Below are 16,288 nucleotides of genomic sequence, written 5' to 3'. Positions count from 1 at the left end.
GGAAATTGGCAATAAAAAACAGTTTTTTGAATAAGAAGCGGTGTGCTTTTTTATGAAAGAAATATAAAGCATTCATATCGAGGGAGTATGGCTTTGAACAGCGCGTATCGCTTTATAGAGAATGTGGTGCGCTCGTGCGTGGTATTAGCTTGCATTCTCATCCATGATAAGATGTAGAATGGCTCTTTGTTTTATCGAGGTAAGCGTTCTAAACCTTTTGAGCAACAGGTATTCCTCTGTGCTGGAGATGACTTCATCGTGATGGTGTGGAGGCTGTTGTTTTGTGATGATATCCGCATAAAAAAAGGAAATCGGAACATTCAAAATATCGGAAATTTGCATTAACCGCCCTGCGCTGACACGATTTAAGCCTTTTTCGTATTTTTGAATTTGTTGAAAGCTTACACCTAAAGCGTGCCCTAAAGTTGTTTGAGACATTTTTAGCATTTGTCGTCTTAAGCGAATTTTTTTGCCGACCAAAAGATCAATATTAAGATTTTGAGATTGCATTTCACCCTCCCGCCGGTTGCGAGCGCCCTCGCATAAGTATTCCGGGAGTCTGAAAACACTGAACCCTAGTCAGCATCTTGCTTTTAGTGCGGACAAGCACCTGGACATAGCAAAATCTCCCGGAATTCCGGGATACCCACAAAGTGGGTTTATTTTTACGCTAGGGTTTTAGGATTTTCAGTTCCCTCTTGGTCGTTGCGTATGCGACCAAAACACCTTTTAACTCATAAAGGAATTTCAGGAAATTGGCAATAAAAAACAGTTTTATGAGAGGTGGTGTTTTTTTATGAAAGTAATATAAAGCATTCATATCGAGGGAGTATGGCTTTGAACAACGCGTATCGCATTATCGAGAGTGTGGTGTGCACTATCACATGCGTTAGATTACATTGTCCCCGCCAAGTGCGAGCGCCCTTTTATGCGTATTCCGGGAGCTTGAAAATACTGAAACCTAATCAGCCTTTTTTGCTTTTAGTACGGACAAGCACCTGGACAGAGCAAAAACTCCCGGAATTTCTATCAACTTTATCTCTTTGAAGCAAAGAATAGCATTTTTCTCAAGCGTTTTTATAAAAATAAAAATGTGTTTTATGAATTTTCTTAAGGGTTAAAGGATTCTACAATATTGAGGATTGGCAAAGCCTATGATAGTGTGAGCTTGTACTTTTATGAAGCAAAGCAGGGGTATGAAGTAAAGAAGGGATAGAGGGGGAGCATTCTTTCAAGATCAGGGGCTTTTGCCTTCTTTAGCCGCTAGAGCATGGCGTTGTTGGTATAGAGCATGGCGGTGTTCTTGTGCCTGTTGCCTTCTGTGTCTTGAAGTATCATTTTGTTTATTCTTTTGATAAAGCCTTTTTGAGAGAAATTTGTGCTAAGCAAAATTTAAGTTTGTTAAGTGCTTTTTAAAAAACAGGAAGGAGCTTTATGGCTTCTTTTTGCGCCTTTTCTCGTTGTGTATTGTCCATACCTTGGAGCATTATTTCAAGATCAGGAGCTTGCATTTTTGCCTCCTTTGCAAGCAGATACCATGCTGCTGCCATGATCGTATCGCCTTTTGTTCCGATACCGTCTCGATAAAGTCTTGCAAGGGAAATTTGTGCTGGGGCGACCATGTGGGTGGCATTGTGAAGCAGCAAATGAAAAGCACGGTCAAAATCTTTTTCTCCTCCGCGTCCCTGTATAAGCCATTGTGCTAAATGAAGTTGCGCTTTTAAGTGGTTGTTTTGAGCTGCAACTTCCAGCAGTTTGCGGGCATTACGCTCATCCTTTGGTCGATTTAAAGTGCCTAAGGAAAGAATTTTTGCCGCTGCAAAAGCAGCTTCTGCATCCCCAAGAGCAGCCCCTTTTAAGTGCCATTTTAAAGCTTGCTCGATGGCTTCATTTTCACGGCTTTGAGAAGAGACGCCGGGGAGAGTTTGTTTTTCCTGGGAGGCTTTATAAAGAAGAAGTTGTCCATAATAAAAATAGGCTTCCTTAACACCTGCGTTGACAGATTTTCGAATAAACTGTTCACCAAGTTCTTGATTTTGTTTTACAAAATTACCATCAAAGAGCATAAGCCCATAGCGCAGTTGGGCTTGGGGTTCCCCTTGTTTTGCTGCACGTTCAAACCATAAAGCAGCCCGCGCCCCGTCAACGGGAACAGCGCATCCTTCCATATAAATTCGGGCAAGAAGCGTTTGCGCAAAAGGATCATTTTTTTCAGCACGGCGGAGGGCTTCACGAAAAGCTTTTAAATAATAGCCTTGAATGTAATAGTCATAAGCTTGGTCATAGTCTCCAGCTTTTAAGGGCTGAAAAGGTTCTTCTGGGGTTGAAGATTCTTGAATTGTATTGAAAGAGTGTTCAAAATCTGAGAGTTCATCAGTGTTTCCAGCAGAATTTAAAACAGAACTTGCAAGCCCTATCATTCCTAGGATAAGCAGTTGAACACTTCTTTTGATCATCGATTTCTCCTCCTCATTACCAAACAGAATTTTCACATTTTTTTTTCATCATTACAAGCCGAATCCCATGGCTTTCTTATTTTTCATTTCCGTTAAGGGAGGTTTAGGCCCCTTTATAAAAATAGCATCAACGTTGATCAGAACCAGACTATTTTAAACAGTGCTATTTTAAACAACAAGAATGAATGATCCAGAGAGGTTATCTTCTCTTAATAAATATCTATAACTTTAAAATAAAAAAGCGTCTATGATGAGGCTACTTTTTAAAATATGTGACGAATTGCTTATGAAAAATGCGAAATGTTGAGAAAAAGAGAGCGTGTAGGAGCACTTGTTAGATCCGTTAAAATGAGGTGCAAATTTCTTTATCTTTTGCAAAAAATTTTAAGTCTTTATGTTCGAAATAGAGAGAATGTCCATCTTCAAAGAGCGGGTTTATTTATTCTGATAAATACGTAGATAATAATTTGGTTCTCCCGACCAATCATACTGAAGCACAGAAATTATATGTCCATCATCCTTTGGTGTTCGTGTGTAAAACAACCCCACACCCATGTTTTGCTGCTTTTGGGGTTGATCTGTATAAATCACATTCTATCCCGTTCGCCGCAACAGATCGATAAATAAAGGCGTAAAGTTGTCTATTGTATCACTTTGATAAGAGGAGAAGTGTGGTTGGATTGATTGGTAAAGATCTTTTGACATCGTTAGAAAAATCGTATACTTTTAAATCCCCCACCCTCTTCTCCGCCGCAAGATTTTCATCAACATAATTTGATACATAGTTCCCTGGAGATGCACAACCAGCCACTAACAAAAGTTGTGACAGAAATAAATATTTTAAAATCTTCATTCCCCCCTCTATCATTTTTCTTTTTTCTGACTCGTTTTTTCTTAAGAAAGTTCTTGCACAAGATAAGACAAGAACCTTTTCTATCGTTATACTATCACGTATCGGTATCTCAGCAAGTATTTATTTATCAATATTTACACATTATTTAAAAAACTGCCATCATCTTTCATGGTATTTAAAACTTATGCTTAACAGACAAAGTCAAATGATTGCATGGGGTGCTCCTGCAGATTGATCCAATAAATTTTCAAGCGCTGCTCTTTGCGGGGATGTTTGTGATGTATGCAGATGCACAGAGTCTGTAGGGTAAACAGAGCCTGTCGTATTCACGTGATATTAAAAGCTTTCATTGGGTTCAGAGAGTAATTGTAAAATGGCTCTTTGTTTTATCGAAGTGAGCGTTCTAAATCTTTTAAGCAGCAGGTATTCTTCTCTACTGGAGATAGTTTCATCATGGTGGGGCTGTCGTTTTGGCATGATATCCGCATAAAAAAAAAGAAATCGGAACAGTCAAAATATCAGAAATTTCCATTAAACGTCCCGCGCTGACACGATTTAAGCCTTTTTCATATTTTTGAATTTGTTGGAAGCTTATTCCTAAAGCGTTTCCTAAAGTTGTTTGAGACATTTTGAGCATTTGTCGTCTCAAGCGAATTTTCTTGCCGACAAAAAGATCAATATTAAGATTGTTGATTTGCATTTTACCCTCCCGCCGGTTGCGAGCGCCCTCGCATGAGTATTCCGGGAGTCAAAAATACTGAACTCAAATCAGCTTTTTTGCTTTTAGTGCTGGTAAGCACCTGGACATGGCAAAAACTCCCGGAATCCCGGGATACCCACAGAGTGGGATAAATTCATGTTTGAGTTTTCGGGTTTTTGAATCCCTATTGGTCGTTGCGTACGCGACCAAGACACCTTTTAATGTGTAAAGTGATTTCAGAAAATTTACAATAAAAAACAGCTTTTTTAATGAAAGGTGATGTGTTTTGCGTGAAAGCAATAAAATAACCACATTGAGAGAGGCTTTGAACAGAGCGTGTTTTGCGCCGCTATCGAATGATGTTAGCTTGCATGTTCATCCATGATGAGTTGTAAAAAGGCTTTCCTTTTTACAGTGGTGAGCGTTCTAAATCTTTTAAGCAGCAGATATTCTTCTGTGTTCGAGATGATTTCATCGTGAGAGGAGAGGGCATGTTGTTTTGTGATGATATCCGCATAAAAAAAGGAAATCGGAACATTGAGGATATCAGAAATTTCCATTAAACGCCCTGCGCTTACACGATTTAAGCCTTTTTCATATTTTTGAACTTGTTGGAAGCTTATTCCTAAAGCGTTTCCTAAAGTTGTTTGAGACATCTTTAGCCTTTTTCGTCTTAAGCGAATTCTTTTGCCGACCAGAAGATCAATATTAAGATTTTGAGATTGCATTGTCCCCACCGGTTGCGAGCGCCCTCGCATAAGTATTCCGGGAGCTTGAAAATACTGAGTTCTAGTCAGCCTTTTTGCTTTTAGTGCGGAAACACACCTGGACATAGCAAAAACTCCCGGAATTCCGGGATACCCACAAAGTGGATTCATCTTTACGCTAGAACTTAGGGTTTTCAAGGCCCCTTTTGGTCGTTGCGTATGCGACCAAAACATGTTTTAATTCATAAAGGAATTTCAGGAGGTTGGCAATAAAAAATAGTTTTTAATGAGAGTCCGTGTGGTTTTGATGCAAGTAATTTTGATGCAAGTAATAAAGCATAACTATTTTTCTTACTGGAGATTGTTTGCGCGGGTAAATGATATAGTGTGTTTTCTTTGCCAATGAAAATGTCGTTAATTAAGCTTGTTGGTTTGCATTGTTCCCCACCAAGTGCGCGCGCCTTCTCATGCGTATTCCGGGAGTTAAAAGTACTGAACCTAAATCAGCATTTTGCTTTTAGTGCGGACAAGAACCTGGACAGAGCAAAATCTCCCGGAATTTCAGGACACCCGCAAAGTGGGTCAATTCATGTTTGAGTTTTCAGGCTTTAGAGCTCTCCTTACTGTTGTGTATGCAATCAAAACATCTCTCAATTCATAAAGTAATTTTTAGGGGAATGGTAATAAAAAAGAGCGTTTCTTAACGTATAGGGTTTGTAAAGCGAAAGGCAGCGTGTTTTTTGATGCAAGCAATATAAAGCGTTCACAAAAGGGGTGACTTTGAATAGAGCGTAGTGTGCGCTATCGCATGATTTTAGCTTGTATTCTCATCAGAAAGTAACTGCAAAATAGCTCTCTTTTTTATCGTGGTCAAAACTCTAAATTTTTTGAGCAGTTGGTATTCTTCTGTGTTCGAGATGACTTCATCGTGAGAGGAGAGGGCATGTTGTTTTGTGATGATATCCGCATAAAAAAAGGAAATCGGAACATTGAGGATATCAGAAATTTCCATTAAACGCCCTGCGCTTACACGATTTAAGCCTTTTTCATATTTTTGAACTTGTTGGAAACTTATTCCTAAAGCGTTTCCTAAAGTTGTTTGAGACATCTTTAGCCTTTTTCGTCTCAAGCGAATTTTTTTGCCAACAAAAAGATCAATATTAAGATTTTGATTTTGCATTTTTCCCCACCGGTTGCGAGCGCCCTCGCATAAGTATTCCGGGAGTCTAAAAACACTGAACCTAAATCAGCATTTTGCTTTTAGTGCTGGTAAGCACTTGGACATAGCAAAATCTCCCGGAATTCCGGGATACCCACAGAGTGGGGTAAATTCATGTTTAGGTTTCGGGTTTTTAGATCCCTATTGGTCGTTGCGTATGCGACCAAGACACCTTTTAACTCATAAAGGAATTTCAGGAGGTTGGCAATAACAAATAGTTTTTAATGAGAGTCCGTGTGGTTTTGATGCAAGTAATTTTGATGCAAGTAATAAAGCATAACTATTTTTCTTACTGGAGATTGTTTGCGCGGGTAAGTGATATAGTGTGTTTTCTTTGCCAATGAAAATGTCGTTAATTAAGCTTGTTGGTTTGCATTTTACCCTCCCGCCGGTTGCGAGCGCCCTCGCATGGGTATTCCGGGAGCTTGAAAATACTGAGTTCTAGTCAGCCTTTTTGCTTTTAGTGCTGGTAAGCACCTGGACAGAGCAAAAACTCCCGGAATTTCAGGACACCCGCAAAGCCGGATCAATTCATGTTTGAGTTTTCAGGCTTTAGAGCCCTCTTGATCGTTGCATATGCGACCAAGAGACCTTTTGATTCATAAAGGAATTTGAGACAATTTACAATAAAAGATAGTTTTTTAATGAGAGCCTATCCGCCTTTTAACCTCTCTGAAACGATAACCAAAAACATGATATCAAAGCCGCCTTTATCAAAAGGTCTAAAATGATTTTTTCCACGGTAATGAATTCACAAGCGGTTTCTTTATTAAAATTTGCACCACCGCTTGGCTATTGAAGAAGAGCAGGGGGCGACTGTTTCTTTGTCTTTAAAGAACGTGGGGGGGCTATGAGATGCGGTGGAGTGCCATGGTTTTTTTGGGGGGGCGTGCGTTTTAAAAACTAAAGATAAGTGTTATTCAAATTTAACGTGATGCATGAGAAACTTTTTTTGCATCTAAATTGAAGCCGGCTTCACATAGTCGATAAGAAAGATCTTTAAGTGTTTCTTTTACGTGTTTCTTAAAAGGAATGTATATAATTCCATGAATATCTGAAGGGAGTTCAAGTTCTTGTTTTATTAGAATAGCGACATTTTTGCGAGAAAGTGCATTCATCAACATTCCCATCTCGAAAATAACGTTTTGTCGCGCACGGGGCTGTGCTGTTTTTTTACCTTTAGATTTGGCATAACCTATATCATCGGGAGTAAGCAGCACAATACCGAATTTTATGAAATCATTACAAATTCCTTGTTCTAAAGCTTCAATGATGGTTAAGCCATTCCCGCCAGTATTTTGTAAAATGTATGGTTCAAGATTAAGATCATTAAGAATAGATGTAAGTTGCTTTAGGGCAACGTGGTCATGACCATGAACGATAAAAATTTTTTTATTTGAGGTATTGAAAGCCGTTTTGGGGGAAAAGGTTTGTGATTTTTCTTCTATATGCTTTGCTAAGTCTTCTCTTAACTTCTGTTTTATATTTTCTTTGCCTTGAAAGTTGATTGTTCCTGTATTTTCATACCAATTAATAATTCCTCCATTGAAGGTTTTGATCTGGTATCCTCCAGAGGAATTAAGTGATAGAGATTTAGTTTCTTTGATTTTATATCCAGCTGTTTTAACTATATTTTTAAGGTCTTCAAACGTTCCGCTATATTTCACTGTGTGTATTCTTTCGATATTATTAGCTTTTAATATAAAATAGTGGTTCATTTTTATAAATATTTGAATTTAAATAATTTTATGATTTCATTTTCTTATACTATGCACAAAGAAAACCGTCACCTTCCATTCAATTGATTGAAACGTGAGAAAATTTGACTAAATGATGGGGAATTTTAATGTGTGATGAAGCAATCTGATTAAATTATGAATAAACGAAACAAATTTTTCTCCTGTTTTTTATGTTCCATTGTGTGTTCTATGTAGGCAACACGAAAGTTAACACTTAATTTATGAATTCCCCTCCCACATTACAAGGGGGTGTTTTCACATTTTTCTTGCATTGTTTTAAGCAATATTAAAGGATTGTCGTTCCCCAAAATAACTTCTTCTACAGCGACAAATTCACATCCAGTCTTTAAGGCTTCATCAAAGGTTGCAAAATCGCTTCCTGCTTGGATAATGGCAGGGGTTTCCATAATCTCTGCCCACCACGCAGCTAATTGGAGATTACGGGGGTGCGCATGGGGTTTTTTATCAGCTCCTAATTTGCCAAACAGAAGATAATCAACACCTGTTTCTGCTGCAAGCATGGCACTATGGCGATTGCGTAGATTGCCAAAGCCTAAGATTTTTTGTTCCTTTTGCTGGTTTTTAAAGCTTTCAAGTGCATTAAGATCATCTTCTATGTGCAAACCATCAGCCTTTATGCGTCCTGCAATGCGGCTGTCATCAGTGATGAGAAGAGCAGCGTCATTGTTTTGAATATCTTCTGCGTAAATTTGTGCTTGTTGCTGTAAAAAAGAGCCATTATCTTTTTGCTTTTCAGAATCGTAAAGAATGACGCATGCAAAGGATTTTGTTTGCAAAATGGGACGCAAAAAACTGTGCGGCGTGTTGCGTCGAATATCGAGGGTTAAAACCAATTGAGGAAAAAGAGGGGATTCAATCGGTTTATTTGTTTGTTGTGTCATGCCATATCCCTGATTTTTATAAAAAAATGATTCTTAAAAGTTAAAGTTTCATCCTATTCATGCTTGTTTGCGATGAGGGTAATCACTATTTTCCCATGATTTCAAGGGGAGACGTGTGGGAGTGCATTGATATGAAATACAAGATGTTTGAAATACCAAGCTGTTGTTGAGTATACGATACAACCTTTTCGTCGTGATACACGCATGAGTGTTTTTCATCCTTTTGCCTTAAAAAAAAATAACACTTAAAAAGAAACTTGACTCTTAAAAGTTAAAGTTTCATCATATCTCATTTGTGATGGGCGTAACGACTTTTTTTATGTGACTTAGGGGCTTTGTGACGTGTGGGAGTCCATTGATGAAATATCAAGCCGTTGTTGATCATAATACGCAGCCTTTTTGTCGTGATACACGCATTGATGTGTTTCGTTCTTTAGCTTTATTGACGATTTTCATCAACCATATTCCCGGAACGCTCTATGAGCATATGACCCATAAAAATTTTGGTTTTTCTGATTCTGCAGAGATTTTTGTTTTGCTCTCAGGAATTTCGCTGGGGTTAAGTTTTCATGGGCGGTTACAGCAGAAGCCTTTTGCTTTTATTATCAGAAAATATTGGCAGAGAGCTTTGCAGCTCTACGGAGCGTATCTTTTGACCACTTTTGTTACGTTAAGCCTGTTTTTAGGAGCTTTTTTCTTATGGCGAACAGAAAAACTGTTAACGATGAATAATGTGGGGCTCTTTTTTACAGAGCCTGTTATCGCATTTTTAAGCACTTTAAGTTTTGGGCATCAATTGGGCTATAATAATATTCTGCCACTTTATATCGTTTTGATGTTTTTTGCACCTTTCATCCTTTATTTGAGTTGTAAACAGACAAAATGGCTGCTTTGGGGCTCGTTTATACTCTATCTTACTTGCGGATTTTATAAAATTGCTCCCCCTTCTTATCCTATAGAGGGAAAATGGTTTTTGAACCCTCTTTCTTGGCAATTCTTATTTGTCATAGGCTTGACCAGCACTTTAGCACTCAAACAAGGTAAAACAATCGCTTTTCAGTCTTTTTGGCTGGTTTGTACGGTAGTATATCTCTTGTTGGCACTATTATGGGTGCGCTTAAATTGGTGGGGCATTTTGGGATGGCTCGGTTGGTCTTCTCCGTTAATCAACTTTAATAAAACCTTTTTAAGCTTGCCACGTTTGCTCCATGTTCTTGCATTATCCTTCCTCATTCTATGCTTACCGCGTGTCAATAAATGGTTTTATGTTTCAGAGAAACATCCTTTAGTAATCTTAGGAAAACATAGTTTACCGGTCTTTGTAACGGGAACTATTTTTGCGATGTTTGGACAAATTGTAAAAACAGTGATGACAGGAACGTTTTTTTCCGATAGCCTCTTAATGATAACGGGGATTGCTCTGCAATTTGGAGTGGCCTATTATTGTGAAAAACAGCGGTTTTTGCAGGGGGCTTTTTCAAGGAAACTGATCCGTTTATAAGAAAAACGCTCCCATAGAGTTTGTTTAGCAGCGTTAACCTTAGTATAAAAAGCGCATTGCACAAAAAAAATAAAAGAGGTAGTCATTTCAAAAAAAAGCATTCTATACAGTAACAAAAGAAACTTTTTAAGACTCTGTTCGTTGAGTGGTGTGGTTTTGTGCTGATATTTGGAGTATAAAAGCGTGAGCGTACATAAACGTCCCTATGATGAACCTATTATCATGATTGAGCATAATGCTTTTGAAAATGCTTTTAATCGTCTTTATGAAGAGACAATGGCGCTGATTGAAAAAACAGCAGCCTATATCGATTCAGAAGGGAAAGTTGTAGCACGTTCCCTTTCGGCAGAAATTTCTGCACTCTATGCAAAAGAGGCGATGTATTTAAGTACACGACTTATGCAAATTGCCTCTCAACTCCTTCTTCTTCGGGCAGAGCGTGAAGGAGAAATGTCACCCGAACAAATAAAAAAAGAAATCGTGAAAGTCTCCCTTCATACACCGACCCTAGAATTTGAAACCGCTCATTGGGACGAACTCCCAGAAATTTTCCGCCAATTTGTTGCTCATTCACTGCGTTTAGAAGCACGCATCAAGTATATGCGCGCAGGGTGGGAGACGGCTGCTTCCTGTGACTTGAGTGATGAAAATCCAGTAGGAAAACAAATCGAATTGCTGAAAACCGCCTTTGGGCGTTCTTAGAGGATATTTTCTTACTTTGCGCAAAGGAGAAATGTCATCCGAACAAATAAAAAAAGAAATCGTAAAAGTCTCCCTTCATACACCGACCTTAGAATTTGAAATCGCTCATTGGGACGAACTCCCAGAAATTTTCCGCCAATTTGTTTCTCATTCACTCTCGTTTGAGAGGCACGCATCAAGTATATGCGCGCAGGGTGGGAGACGGCTGCTTCCTGTGACTTGAGTGATGAAAATCCAATGGACAAACAAATCGAATTGCTGAAAACCGCCTTTGGGCGTTCTTAGAGGATATTTTCTTACTTTGCGCAAAGGAGAAATGTCATCCGAACAAATAAAAAAAGAAATCGTAAAAGTCTCCCTTCATACACCGACCTTAGAATTTGAAATCGCTCATTGGGACGAACTCCCAGAAATTTTCCGCCAATTTGTTTCTCATTCACTCTCGTTTGAGAGGCACGCATCAAGTATATGCGCGCAGGGTGGGAGACGGCTGCTTCCTGTGACTTGAGTGATGAAAATCCAATGGACAAACAAATCGAATTGCTGAAAACCGCCTTTGGGCGTTCTTAGAGGATATTTTCTTACTTTGCGCAAAGGAGAAATGTCATCCGAACAAATAAAAAAAGAAATCGTGAAAGTCTCCCTTCATACACCGACCTTAGAATTTGAAATCGCTCATTGGGACGAACTCCCAGAAATTTTCCGCCAATTTGTTTCTCATTCACTCTCGTTTGAGAGGCACGCATCAAGTATATGCGCGCAGGGTGGGAGACGGCTGCTTCCTGTGACTTGAGTGATGAAAATCCAATGGACAAACAAATCGAATTGCTGAAAACCGCCTTTGGGCGTTCTTAGAGGATATTTTCTTACTTTGCGCAAAGGAGAAATGTCATCCGAACAAATAAAAAAAGAAATCGTAAAAGTCTCCCTTCATACACCGACCTTAGAATTTGAAATCGCTCATTGGGACGAACTCCCAGAAATTTTCCGCCAATTTGTTTCTCATTCACTCTCGTTTGAGAGGCACGCATCAAGTATATGCGCGCAGGGTGGGAGACGGCTGCTTCCTGTGACTTGAGTGATGAAAATCCAATGGACAAACAAATCGAATTGCTGAAAACCGCCTTTGGGCGTTCTTAGAGGATATTTTCTTACTTTGCGCAAAGGAGAAATGTCATCCGAACAAATAAAAAAAGAAATCGTGAAAGTCTCCCTTCATACACCGACCCTAGAATTTGAAACCGCTCATTGGGACGAACTCCCAGAAATTTTCCGCCAATTTGTTGCTCATTCACTCTCGTTTGAGAGGCACGCATCAAGTATATGCGCGCAGGGTGGGAGACGGCTGCTTCCTGTGACTTGAGTAATGAAAATCCAATGGACAAACAAATCGAATTGTTGAAAACAGTCGGTGGTTGGGGATATTTTTTTGGCTTTTTTTGTGTGATATTTCGAGCGGTATATTTGTTGTCGTGACTAAAATTTCGCGACTAAGACTAATCTGGAGAGTTTTTTCTGCTTAGCTTCTCTTTGAGTGTGGAAAAATATCTTGAGTTTATGACAGAGAGGGGAGCATTGATTTCGAATGATGGTGTGGAGTATGGGCTGCGGCTGATTTTGTGGGGAATAGGCTTCAGTTTGTTGTCGCTGGAACGCTTTCTTTTGATATTGTGTGATTTTATCTTAGCGATGAGAATGATCAGGCTATGCCGGATATTAGCCAAGCTCTTGGACATCAATTTATCTTATTCTACCGTAAAATATCCTCGTTTAAGGCAGAGATATAAGGCACATAGCTGTGATGTATTCAGTATTTAAAATTACAGTACGTATGTGTTGAGGGCAGGGCTTATCCTTAGCGCCTATGAAGGGGGCACATAAGTGGTCAACAGTAAAAAGCCATCGAGAGTCATTGTTTTTTATAAGATAACGCTGGTAGGAATCTTCGTCCTTTGAGAGGAGGGGAGGAGGGAAAGCTCTGTAATTTATGTCTCATAAAATTGCTGGAAAGTGTGTGTTATACTGAACGTTTCAAACAGAATATACTGGTGTTGCTAATTTGCGCGCTTGCTTTAAAGAAATATTTCTTAACGCGTCACCACCCCCTTTTCGTGACGATCGTCCGTGAATAGTATAAGGGTAAATCATCTCTCTATGAAGTAGTGCATAAAATTCCCCATAAAGTGTCTAAAAGCCATTGAGTTCCCCATCTTTGTGTTTTCATAAAAGAGAAAACCAGCCCCATCATACTACATTTTGCTAACCCCTCATGTTGTTACAGAGCTTTATATTTGAAATGGTTCATAAGAAGTATGTCCTTTCTTGTACAGTTTCGCGCTCCATGGGGCTCTTCCGCTTATGGTGTGCAAGGGAATGGTTTTTATAGATACAACATAAAAATAGGTTGGGAATGAAAAAATCTTTTGATGTTTGGAACTTTCATTCAACATAAAGAATGCTAGGGTGTCCTTGTCAATCAATGCGTTTTCTCATGATCATGATGCATTGTTTTCGTTTTTGGGATTTTGGTTTTTGGGTTTTCTCAGTTTTAAGGAGGAGGGGTAGAGGAGGGGCTCTCTTCACGGAAAATAAAACATCCAAAATCACAAAATAAATTGTCGTAAAAATGCTTTATGGGGGATCATGGGGGGCTGTCTTTATGGGATTTCGGTTGCTTATGCAATGCTCTTGTTATTGTGTTGTGAGGGGGATGTAAAAAATACCTCGCAATGTTTGTTCACGTCCATATCATGGGGCGTATAACGTAAAAAGACCTCGTGAAGTCTATCTCGTCCATAGAGAAGCATTTGAGAAGCATTTTTGCCATTTATAGATCAAAGTATGGCTTCTCTCCTTGTTCGCTTGTGGTGGTTTAATCGTTATGACATTGAAGATTAGATAGAGGGGGGAGATGAGATCAAAGGGGGATTTTTATGCATTGCTTTTGCTTTCTTGTGAGGTATGAATGGTTTTGTTTTATGGCATTATGTCTCGTTTGTTCGTGTGTTTAAATGTATAAACTCATAACATATGTCCTTCTTTTTACTGGTTTTGTCCTTTGCTGCTGTTTTCTTTGTGGGCGAGCCTTTATTCAAAAGGGGGAAAAGTGTATAAACTAGCGTTTATGGCAGAGACGATTCGTATTATAGGCATTGATCCCGGACTACGGTATACGGGATGGGGCGTTATCGATCTTGCGGGCAATCGTCTTCAGTTTGTTGCGGCAGGGACGGTTTCTTCTGATGTACAGTGTGATCTGGCTTCCAGACTCTGTCAAATCCATAAAGGTCTTTCAGAGGTTGTGCATCAATTTATGCCCCATGAAGCTGCGGTGGAACATGTGTTTGTCAACAAAGATGCTACAGCAACGCTAAAACTTGGGCAAGCGCGTGCCATTGCGCTACTGGTTCCTGCACAAGCCAATTGTCCTGTTTTTGAATATGCCCCCAACAAAGTCAAAAAATCGGTTATTGGTGTTGGACATGGCGCTAAAGAACAAATTCATATGATGGTTAAAGTTCTCCTCCCACGGGCTGAATTTGATAGCAATGATGCGGCGGATGCCCTTGCTCTTGCTCTTTGTCATAGCATGCATCGTAAGAGGATTGATCAATCTTATCAGGCAAGGATGGCGATATGATTGGGATGGCGATATGATTGGTAAATTAAAGGGTACGCTTGAACATATCTTTGAAGATTATATTGTTCTTGATGTTCATGGTGTGGGGTATGTCGTTTTTATCTCAAATCGGTTGCGTCCTTCTTTGCCTTCTGTTGGGGAGGCATTAAGTCTCTTTATTGAAACCCATGTTCGGGAAGAGGCAATCCGCCTTTTTGGTTTTGCGACAAGAGCTGAACAGGAGTGGTTTTGTATGCTCCAAAATGTTCCAGGTGTAGGGGCAAAGGTTGCTTTGGCAATCTTGGGGACTTTATCGCCAGATGAACTTGCACAAGCTATTGCCTTAAACGATGTGGCGATGATTAGTCGCGCACCAGGCGTTGGTAAAAAAGTTAGTGAAAGAATTGTGGGAGAGTTGAAAAGTAAAACACTCCCCTTTGAACAGGCGGTCAAGACTGTTTCAGTTCCGCAGCGTGAGATAACTCATCAACCTGCCCATGATGCGCTTTCCGCATTGATGAAGCTAGGCTTTGAACGGGAGCAAGCTGCCCGTGCTCTTGCTCTTGCGATGAACGCTCTTGAGGGGGAGGCTGTGTCTTCTGCCCTGCTGATACGCCATAGTCTCAAATTGCTTTCTTCTCCTACTTGAATAAAAGGTAACAATGCATAAAGATGAAGATCAACGCCTTCTGGGTCCCGCTCCCCTTCCCAACGATCCGGATCGTTCCCTAAGACCACAAGTTCTTGATGACTTTATTGGTCAAGAAGCGGCACGGGCAAATTTAAAAATATTTATTGAAGCCGCAAAAACGCGACAAGAAGCGTTGGATCATGTTTTGTTTGTAGGACCACCGGGACTGGGAAAAACAACACTCTCACAGATTATGGCAAAAGAATTAGGCGTTAATTTTCGTTCTACTTCAGGACCGGTCATTGCTAAAGCAGGAGATTTGGCTGCTCTTTTGACCAATCTTGAAGAACGCGATGTCTTGTTTATTGATGAAATTCATCGCTTAAATCCGGCGATTGAGGAAATTCTTTATCCAGCCATGGAAGATTATCAACTCGATTTGATCATTGGAGAGGGGCCGGCTGCACGCTCAGTTAAAATTGATCTGGCTAAATTTACTTTGGTGGCGGCAACAACACGGTTGGGGCTTTTGACCACACCGCTGAGAGACCGTTTTGGCATCCCCATTCGTCTTAATTTTTATACGATAGAGGAATTAGAATATATCGTGCAGCGTAATGCGCGGCTTTTTGCTGTCAAGATCAGTGATGATGGTGCGCATGAAATTGCACGCCGAGCACGGGGGACCCCGCGCATTGCCGGACGGCTTTTACGGCGCGTTTGTGATTTTGCTTTGGTAAAACAAGCAAAACAAATTGATCGAAAAATCGCTGATGAAGCGCTTTCACGCCTTGAGGTGGATCATCTGGGGCTCGATCCCCTTGACCGGCGTTATTTACTCCTGATTGCGGAAACTTTTTTAGGAGGACCGGTGGGCATTGAAACCATTGCGGCTGCTTTATCAGAACCACGCGATGCGATTGAAGATATTGTGGAACCCTATCTTCTCCAACAAGGTTTTATTCAAAGAACGGCTCGTGGTCGCATTCTCACGGAAAAGGCTTGGAGCCATTTAGGACTTGCTGCGCCTGCTTCAACGTCGATACAAAAGCGTACGCAACTTTCTGATGCTCAAGACAATGTATCACTTCAGACAACTTTATGGGATGGGGAAGATGACTAAGGCATTTTTTTAAAAAAACTGTGCAGATAGTTTATCACAGACGCTTATAAGGATCAGAGGTGTTCTGCGTGTCCGTGTGTTTTGGCTGAAAAGGTTTAAAACGATGGAGGATTTTGTGCTTTGGCTTTTCACAACT

12 protein-coding genes and 6 pseudogenes are annotated in these 16,288 nt (G+C 40.0%); 10 read left to right on the top strand and 8 right to left on the bottom strand.

The genetic code is table 11. From position 1 onward, the window contains the following. Positions 1-144: 144 nt before the first annotated feature. The 8 genes and pseudogenes from BTR_RS10595 to BTR_RS10555 all read right to left on the bottom strand — a co-directional run bounded on the left by BTR_RS10595 (position 145) and on the right by BTR_RS10555 (position 8,576). Complete coding sequence (locus BTR_RS10595; protein WP_012232450.1) at positions 145-510, bottom strand: helix-turn-helix domain-containing protein; 366 nt, start codon at positions 508-510, stop codon at positions 145-147. Positions 511-1,412: 902 nt separating this feature from the next. After that, complete coding sequence (locus tag BTR_RS10590; RefSeq protein ID WP_012232449.1) at positions 1,413-2,456, bottom strand: tetratricopeptide repeat protein; 1,044 nt, start codon at positions 2,454-2,456, stop codon at positions 1,413-1,415. A gap of 649 nt (positions 2,457-3,105) precedes the next feature. Then, positions 3,106-3,309, bottom strand: a complete 204-nt coding sequence (locus BTR_RS13790; RefSeq protein WP_012232448.1) for a hypothetical protein — start codon at positions 3,307-3,309, stop codon at positions 3,106-3,108. 336 nt (positions 3,310-3,645) lie between these two features. Beyond that, a pseudogene (locus tag BTR_RS10575) lies at positions 3,646-4,009 on the bottom strand (helix-turn-helix domain-containing protein). 362 nt (positions 4,010-4,371) lie between these two features. Next, complete coding sequence (locus BTR_RS10570) at positions 4,372-4,737, bottom strand: helix-turn-helix domain-containing protein (RefSeq protein ID WP_038474739.1); 366 nt, start codon at positions 4,735-4,737, stop codon at positions 4,372-4,374. Positions 4,738-5,530: 793 nt separating this feature from the next. Then, positions 5,531-5,896, bottom strand: coding sequence for a helix-turn-helix domain-containing protein (locus BTR_RS10565; protein WP_012232445.1), 366 nt, complete (start codon positions 5,894-5,896; stop codon positions 5,531-5,533). Positions 5,897-6,861: 965 nt separating this feature from the next. Beyond that, positions 6,862-7,602 carry a TIR domain-containing protein gene (locus BTR_RS10560; RefSeq protein ID WP_041582708.1) on the bottom strand — a complete coding sequence of 247 codons (741 nt, stop codon included), beginning with the start codon at positions 7,600-7,602 and terminating at the stop codon, positions 6,862-6,864. 311 nt (positions 7,603-7,913) lie between these two features. After that, positions 7,914-8,576, bottom strand: a complete 663-nt coding sequence (locus BTR_RS10555) for a thiamine phosphate synthase (protein WP_012232443.1) — start codon at positions 8,574-8,576, stop codon at positions 7,914-7,916. A gap of 358 nt (positions 8,577-8,934) precedes the next feature. On the opposite strand from BTR_RS10555, the gene BTR_RS10550 reads away from it, so the two are divergent. The 10 genes and pseudogenes from BTR_RS10550 (at position 8,935) to ruvB (ending at position 16,152) form a co-directional block, all read left to right on the top strand. Continuing rightward, positions 8,935-10,077, top strand: a complete 1,143-nt coding sequence (locus BTR_RS10550; protein ID WP_012232442.1) for an OpgC family protein — start codon at positions 8,935-8,937, stop codon at positions 10,075-10,077. 183 nt (positions 10,078-10,260) lie between these two features. Continuing rightward, on the top strand, positions 10,261-10,779 hold the full coding sequence (locus tag BTR_RS10545; protein WP_012232441.1) for a DUF1465 family protein: 519 nt from the start codon (positions 10,261-10,263) through the stop codon (positions 10,777-10,779). A gap of 19 nt (positions 10,780-10,798) precedes the next feature. After that, positions 10,799-11,064: pseudogene (locus tag BTR_RS10540) on the top strand (DUF1465 family protein); the annotation flags it as partial. Between the two features lie 19 nt (positions 11,065-11,083). Beyond that, positions 11,084-11,349, top strand: a pseudogene (locus BTR_RS10535) (DUF1465 family protein); the annotation flags it as partial. A gap of 19 nt (positions 11,350-11,368) precedes the next feature. After that, positions 11,369-11,634: pseudogene (locus BTR_RS10530) on the top strand (DUF1465 family protein); the annotation flags it as partial. Between the two features lie 19 nt (positions 11,635-11,653). Beyond that, a pseudogene (locus BTR_RS10525) lies at positions 11,654-11,919 on the top strand (DUF1465 family protein); the annotation flags it as partial. Between the two features lie 19 nt (positions 11,920-11,938). Continuing rightward, positions 11,939-12,255 (top strand): annotated as a pseudogene (locus tag BTR_RS13585) (DUF1465 family protein); the annotation flags it as partial. A gap of 1,648 nt (positions 12,256-13,903) precedes the next feature. Further along, positions 13,904-14,419 (top strand): crossover junction endodeoxyribonuclease RuvC, encoded by a 516-nt coding sequence (gene ruvC / locus BTR_RS10515; protein WP_038474282.1) that lies wholly within the window; start codon positions 13,904-13,906, stop codon positions 14,417-14,419. Positions 14,420-14,432: 13 nt separating this feature from the next. Continuing rightward, positions 14,433-15,047 carry a Holliday junction branch migration protein RuvA gene (ruvA, locus tag BTR_RS10510; protein ID WP_012232439.1) on the top strand — a complete coding sequence of 205 codons (615 nt, stop codon included), beginning with the start codon at positions 14,433-14,435 and terminating at the stop codon, positions 15,045-15,047. Between the two features lie 13 nt (positions 15,048-15,060). After that, positions 15,061-16,152 carry a Holliday junction branch migration DNA helicase RuvB gene (gene ruvB / locus BTR_RS10505; protein ID WP_012232438.1) on the top strand — a complete coding sequence of 364 codons (1,092 nt, stop codon included), beginning with the start codon at positions 15,061-15,063 and terminating at the stop codon, positions 16,150-16,152. Positions 16,153-16,288: the final 136 nt, after the last annotated feature.

It is taken from the genome of Bartonella tribocorum CIP 105476 (genome assembly GCF_000196435.1).
Classification (GTDB): Bacteria; Pseudomonadota; Alphaproteobacteria; order Rhizobiales; family Rhizobiaceae; genus Bartonella; species Bartonella tribocorum.
This window is presented reverse-complemented; position numbering and strand designations above follow the sequence as displayed.

Bases quoted from the DNA above. Each gene is read 5' to 3' on its own strand.
- BTR_RS10595 (WP_012232450.1), bottom strand. From the start codon at position 510: ATGCAATCTCAAAATCTTAATATTGATCTTTTGGTCGGCAAAAAAATT.
- BTR_RS10590 (WP_012232449.1), bottom strand. From the start codon at position 2,456: ATGATCAAAAGAAGTGTTCAACTGCTTATCCTAGGAATGATAGGGCTT.
- BTR_RS13790 (WP_012232448.1), bottom strand. From the start codon at position 3,309: ATGAAGATTTTAAAATATTTATTTCTGTCACAACTTTTGTTAGTGGCT.
- BTR_RS10570 (WP_038474739.1), bottom strand. From the start codon at position 4,737: ATGCAATCTCAAAATCTTAATATTGATCTTCTGGTCGGCAAAAGAATT.
- BTR_RS10565 (WP_012232445.1), bottom strand. From the start codon at position 5,896: ATGCAAAATCAAAATCTTAATATTGATCTTTTTGTTGGCAAAAAAATT.
- BTR_RS10555 (WP_012232443.1), bottom strand. From the start codon at position 8,576: ATGACACAACAAACAAATAAACCGATTGAATCCCCTCTTTTTCCTCAA.
- BTR_RS10550 (WP_012232442.1), top strand. From the start codon at position 8,935: ATGAAATATCAAGCCGTTGTTGATCATAATACGCAGCCTTTTTGTCGT.
- ruvC (WP_038474282.1), top strand. From the start codon at position 13,904: ATGGCAGAGACGATTCGTATTATAGGCATTGATCCCGGACTACGGTAT.
- ruvA (WP_012232439.1), top strand. From the start codon at position 14,433: ATGATTGGTAAATTAAAGGGTACGCTTGAACATATCTTTGAAGATTAT.
- ruvB (WP_012232438.1), top strand. From the start codon at position 15,061: ATGCATAAAGATGAAGATCAACGCCTTCTGGGTCCCGCTCCCCTTCCC.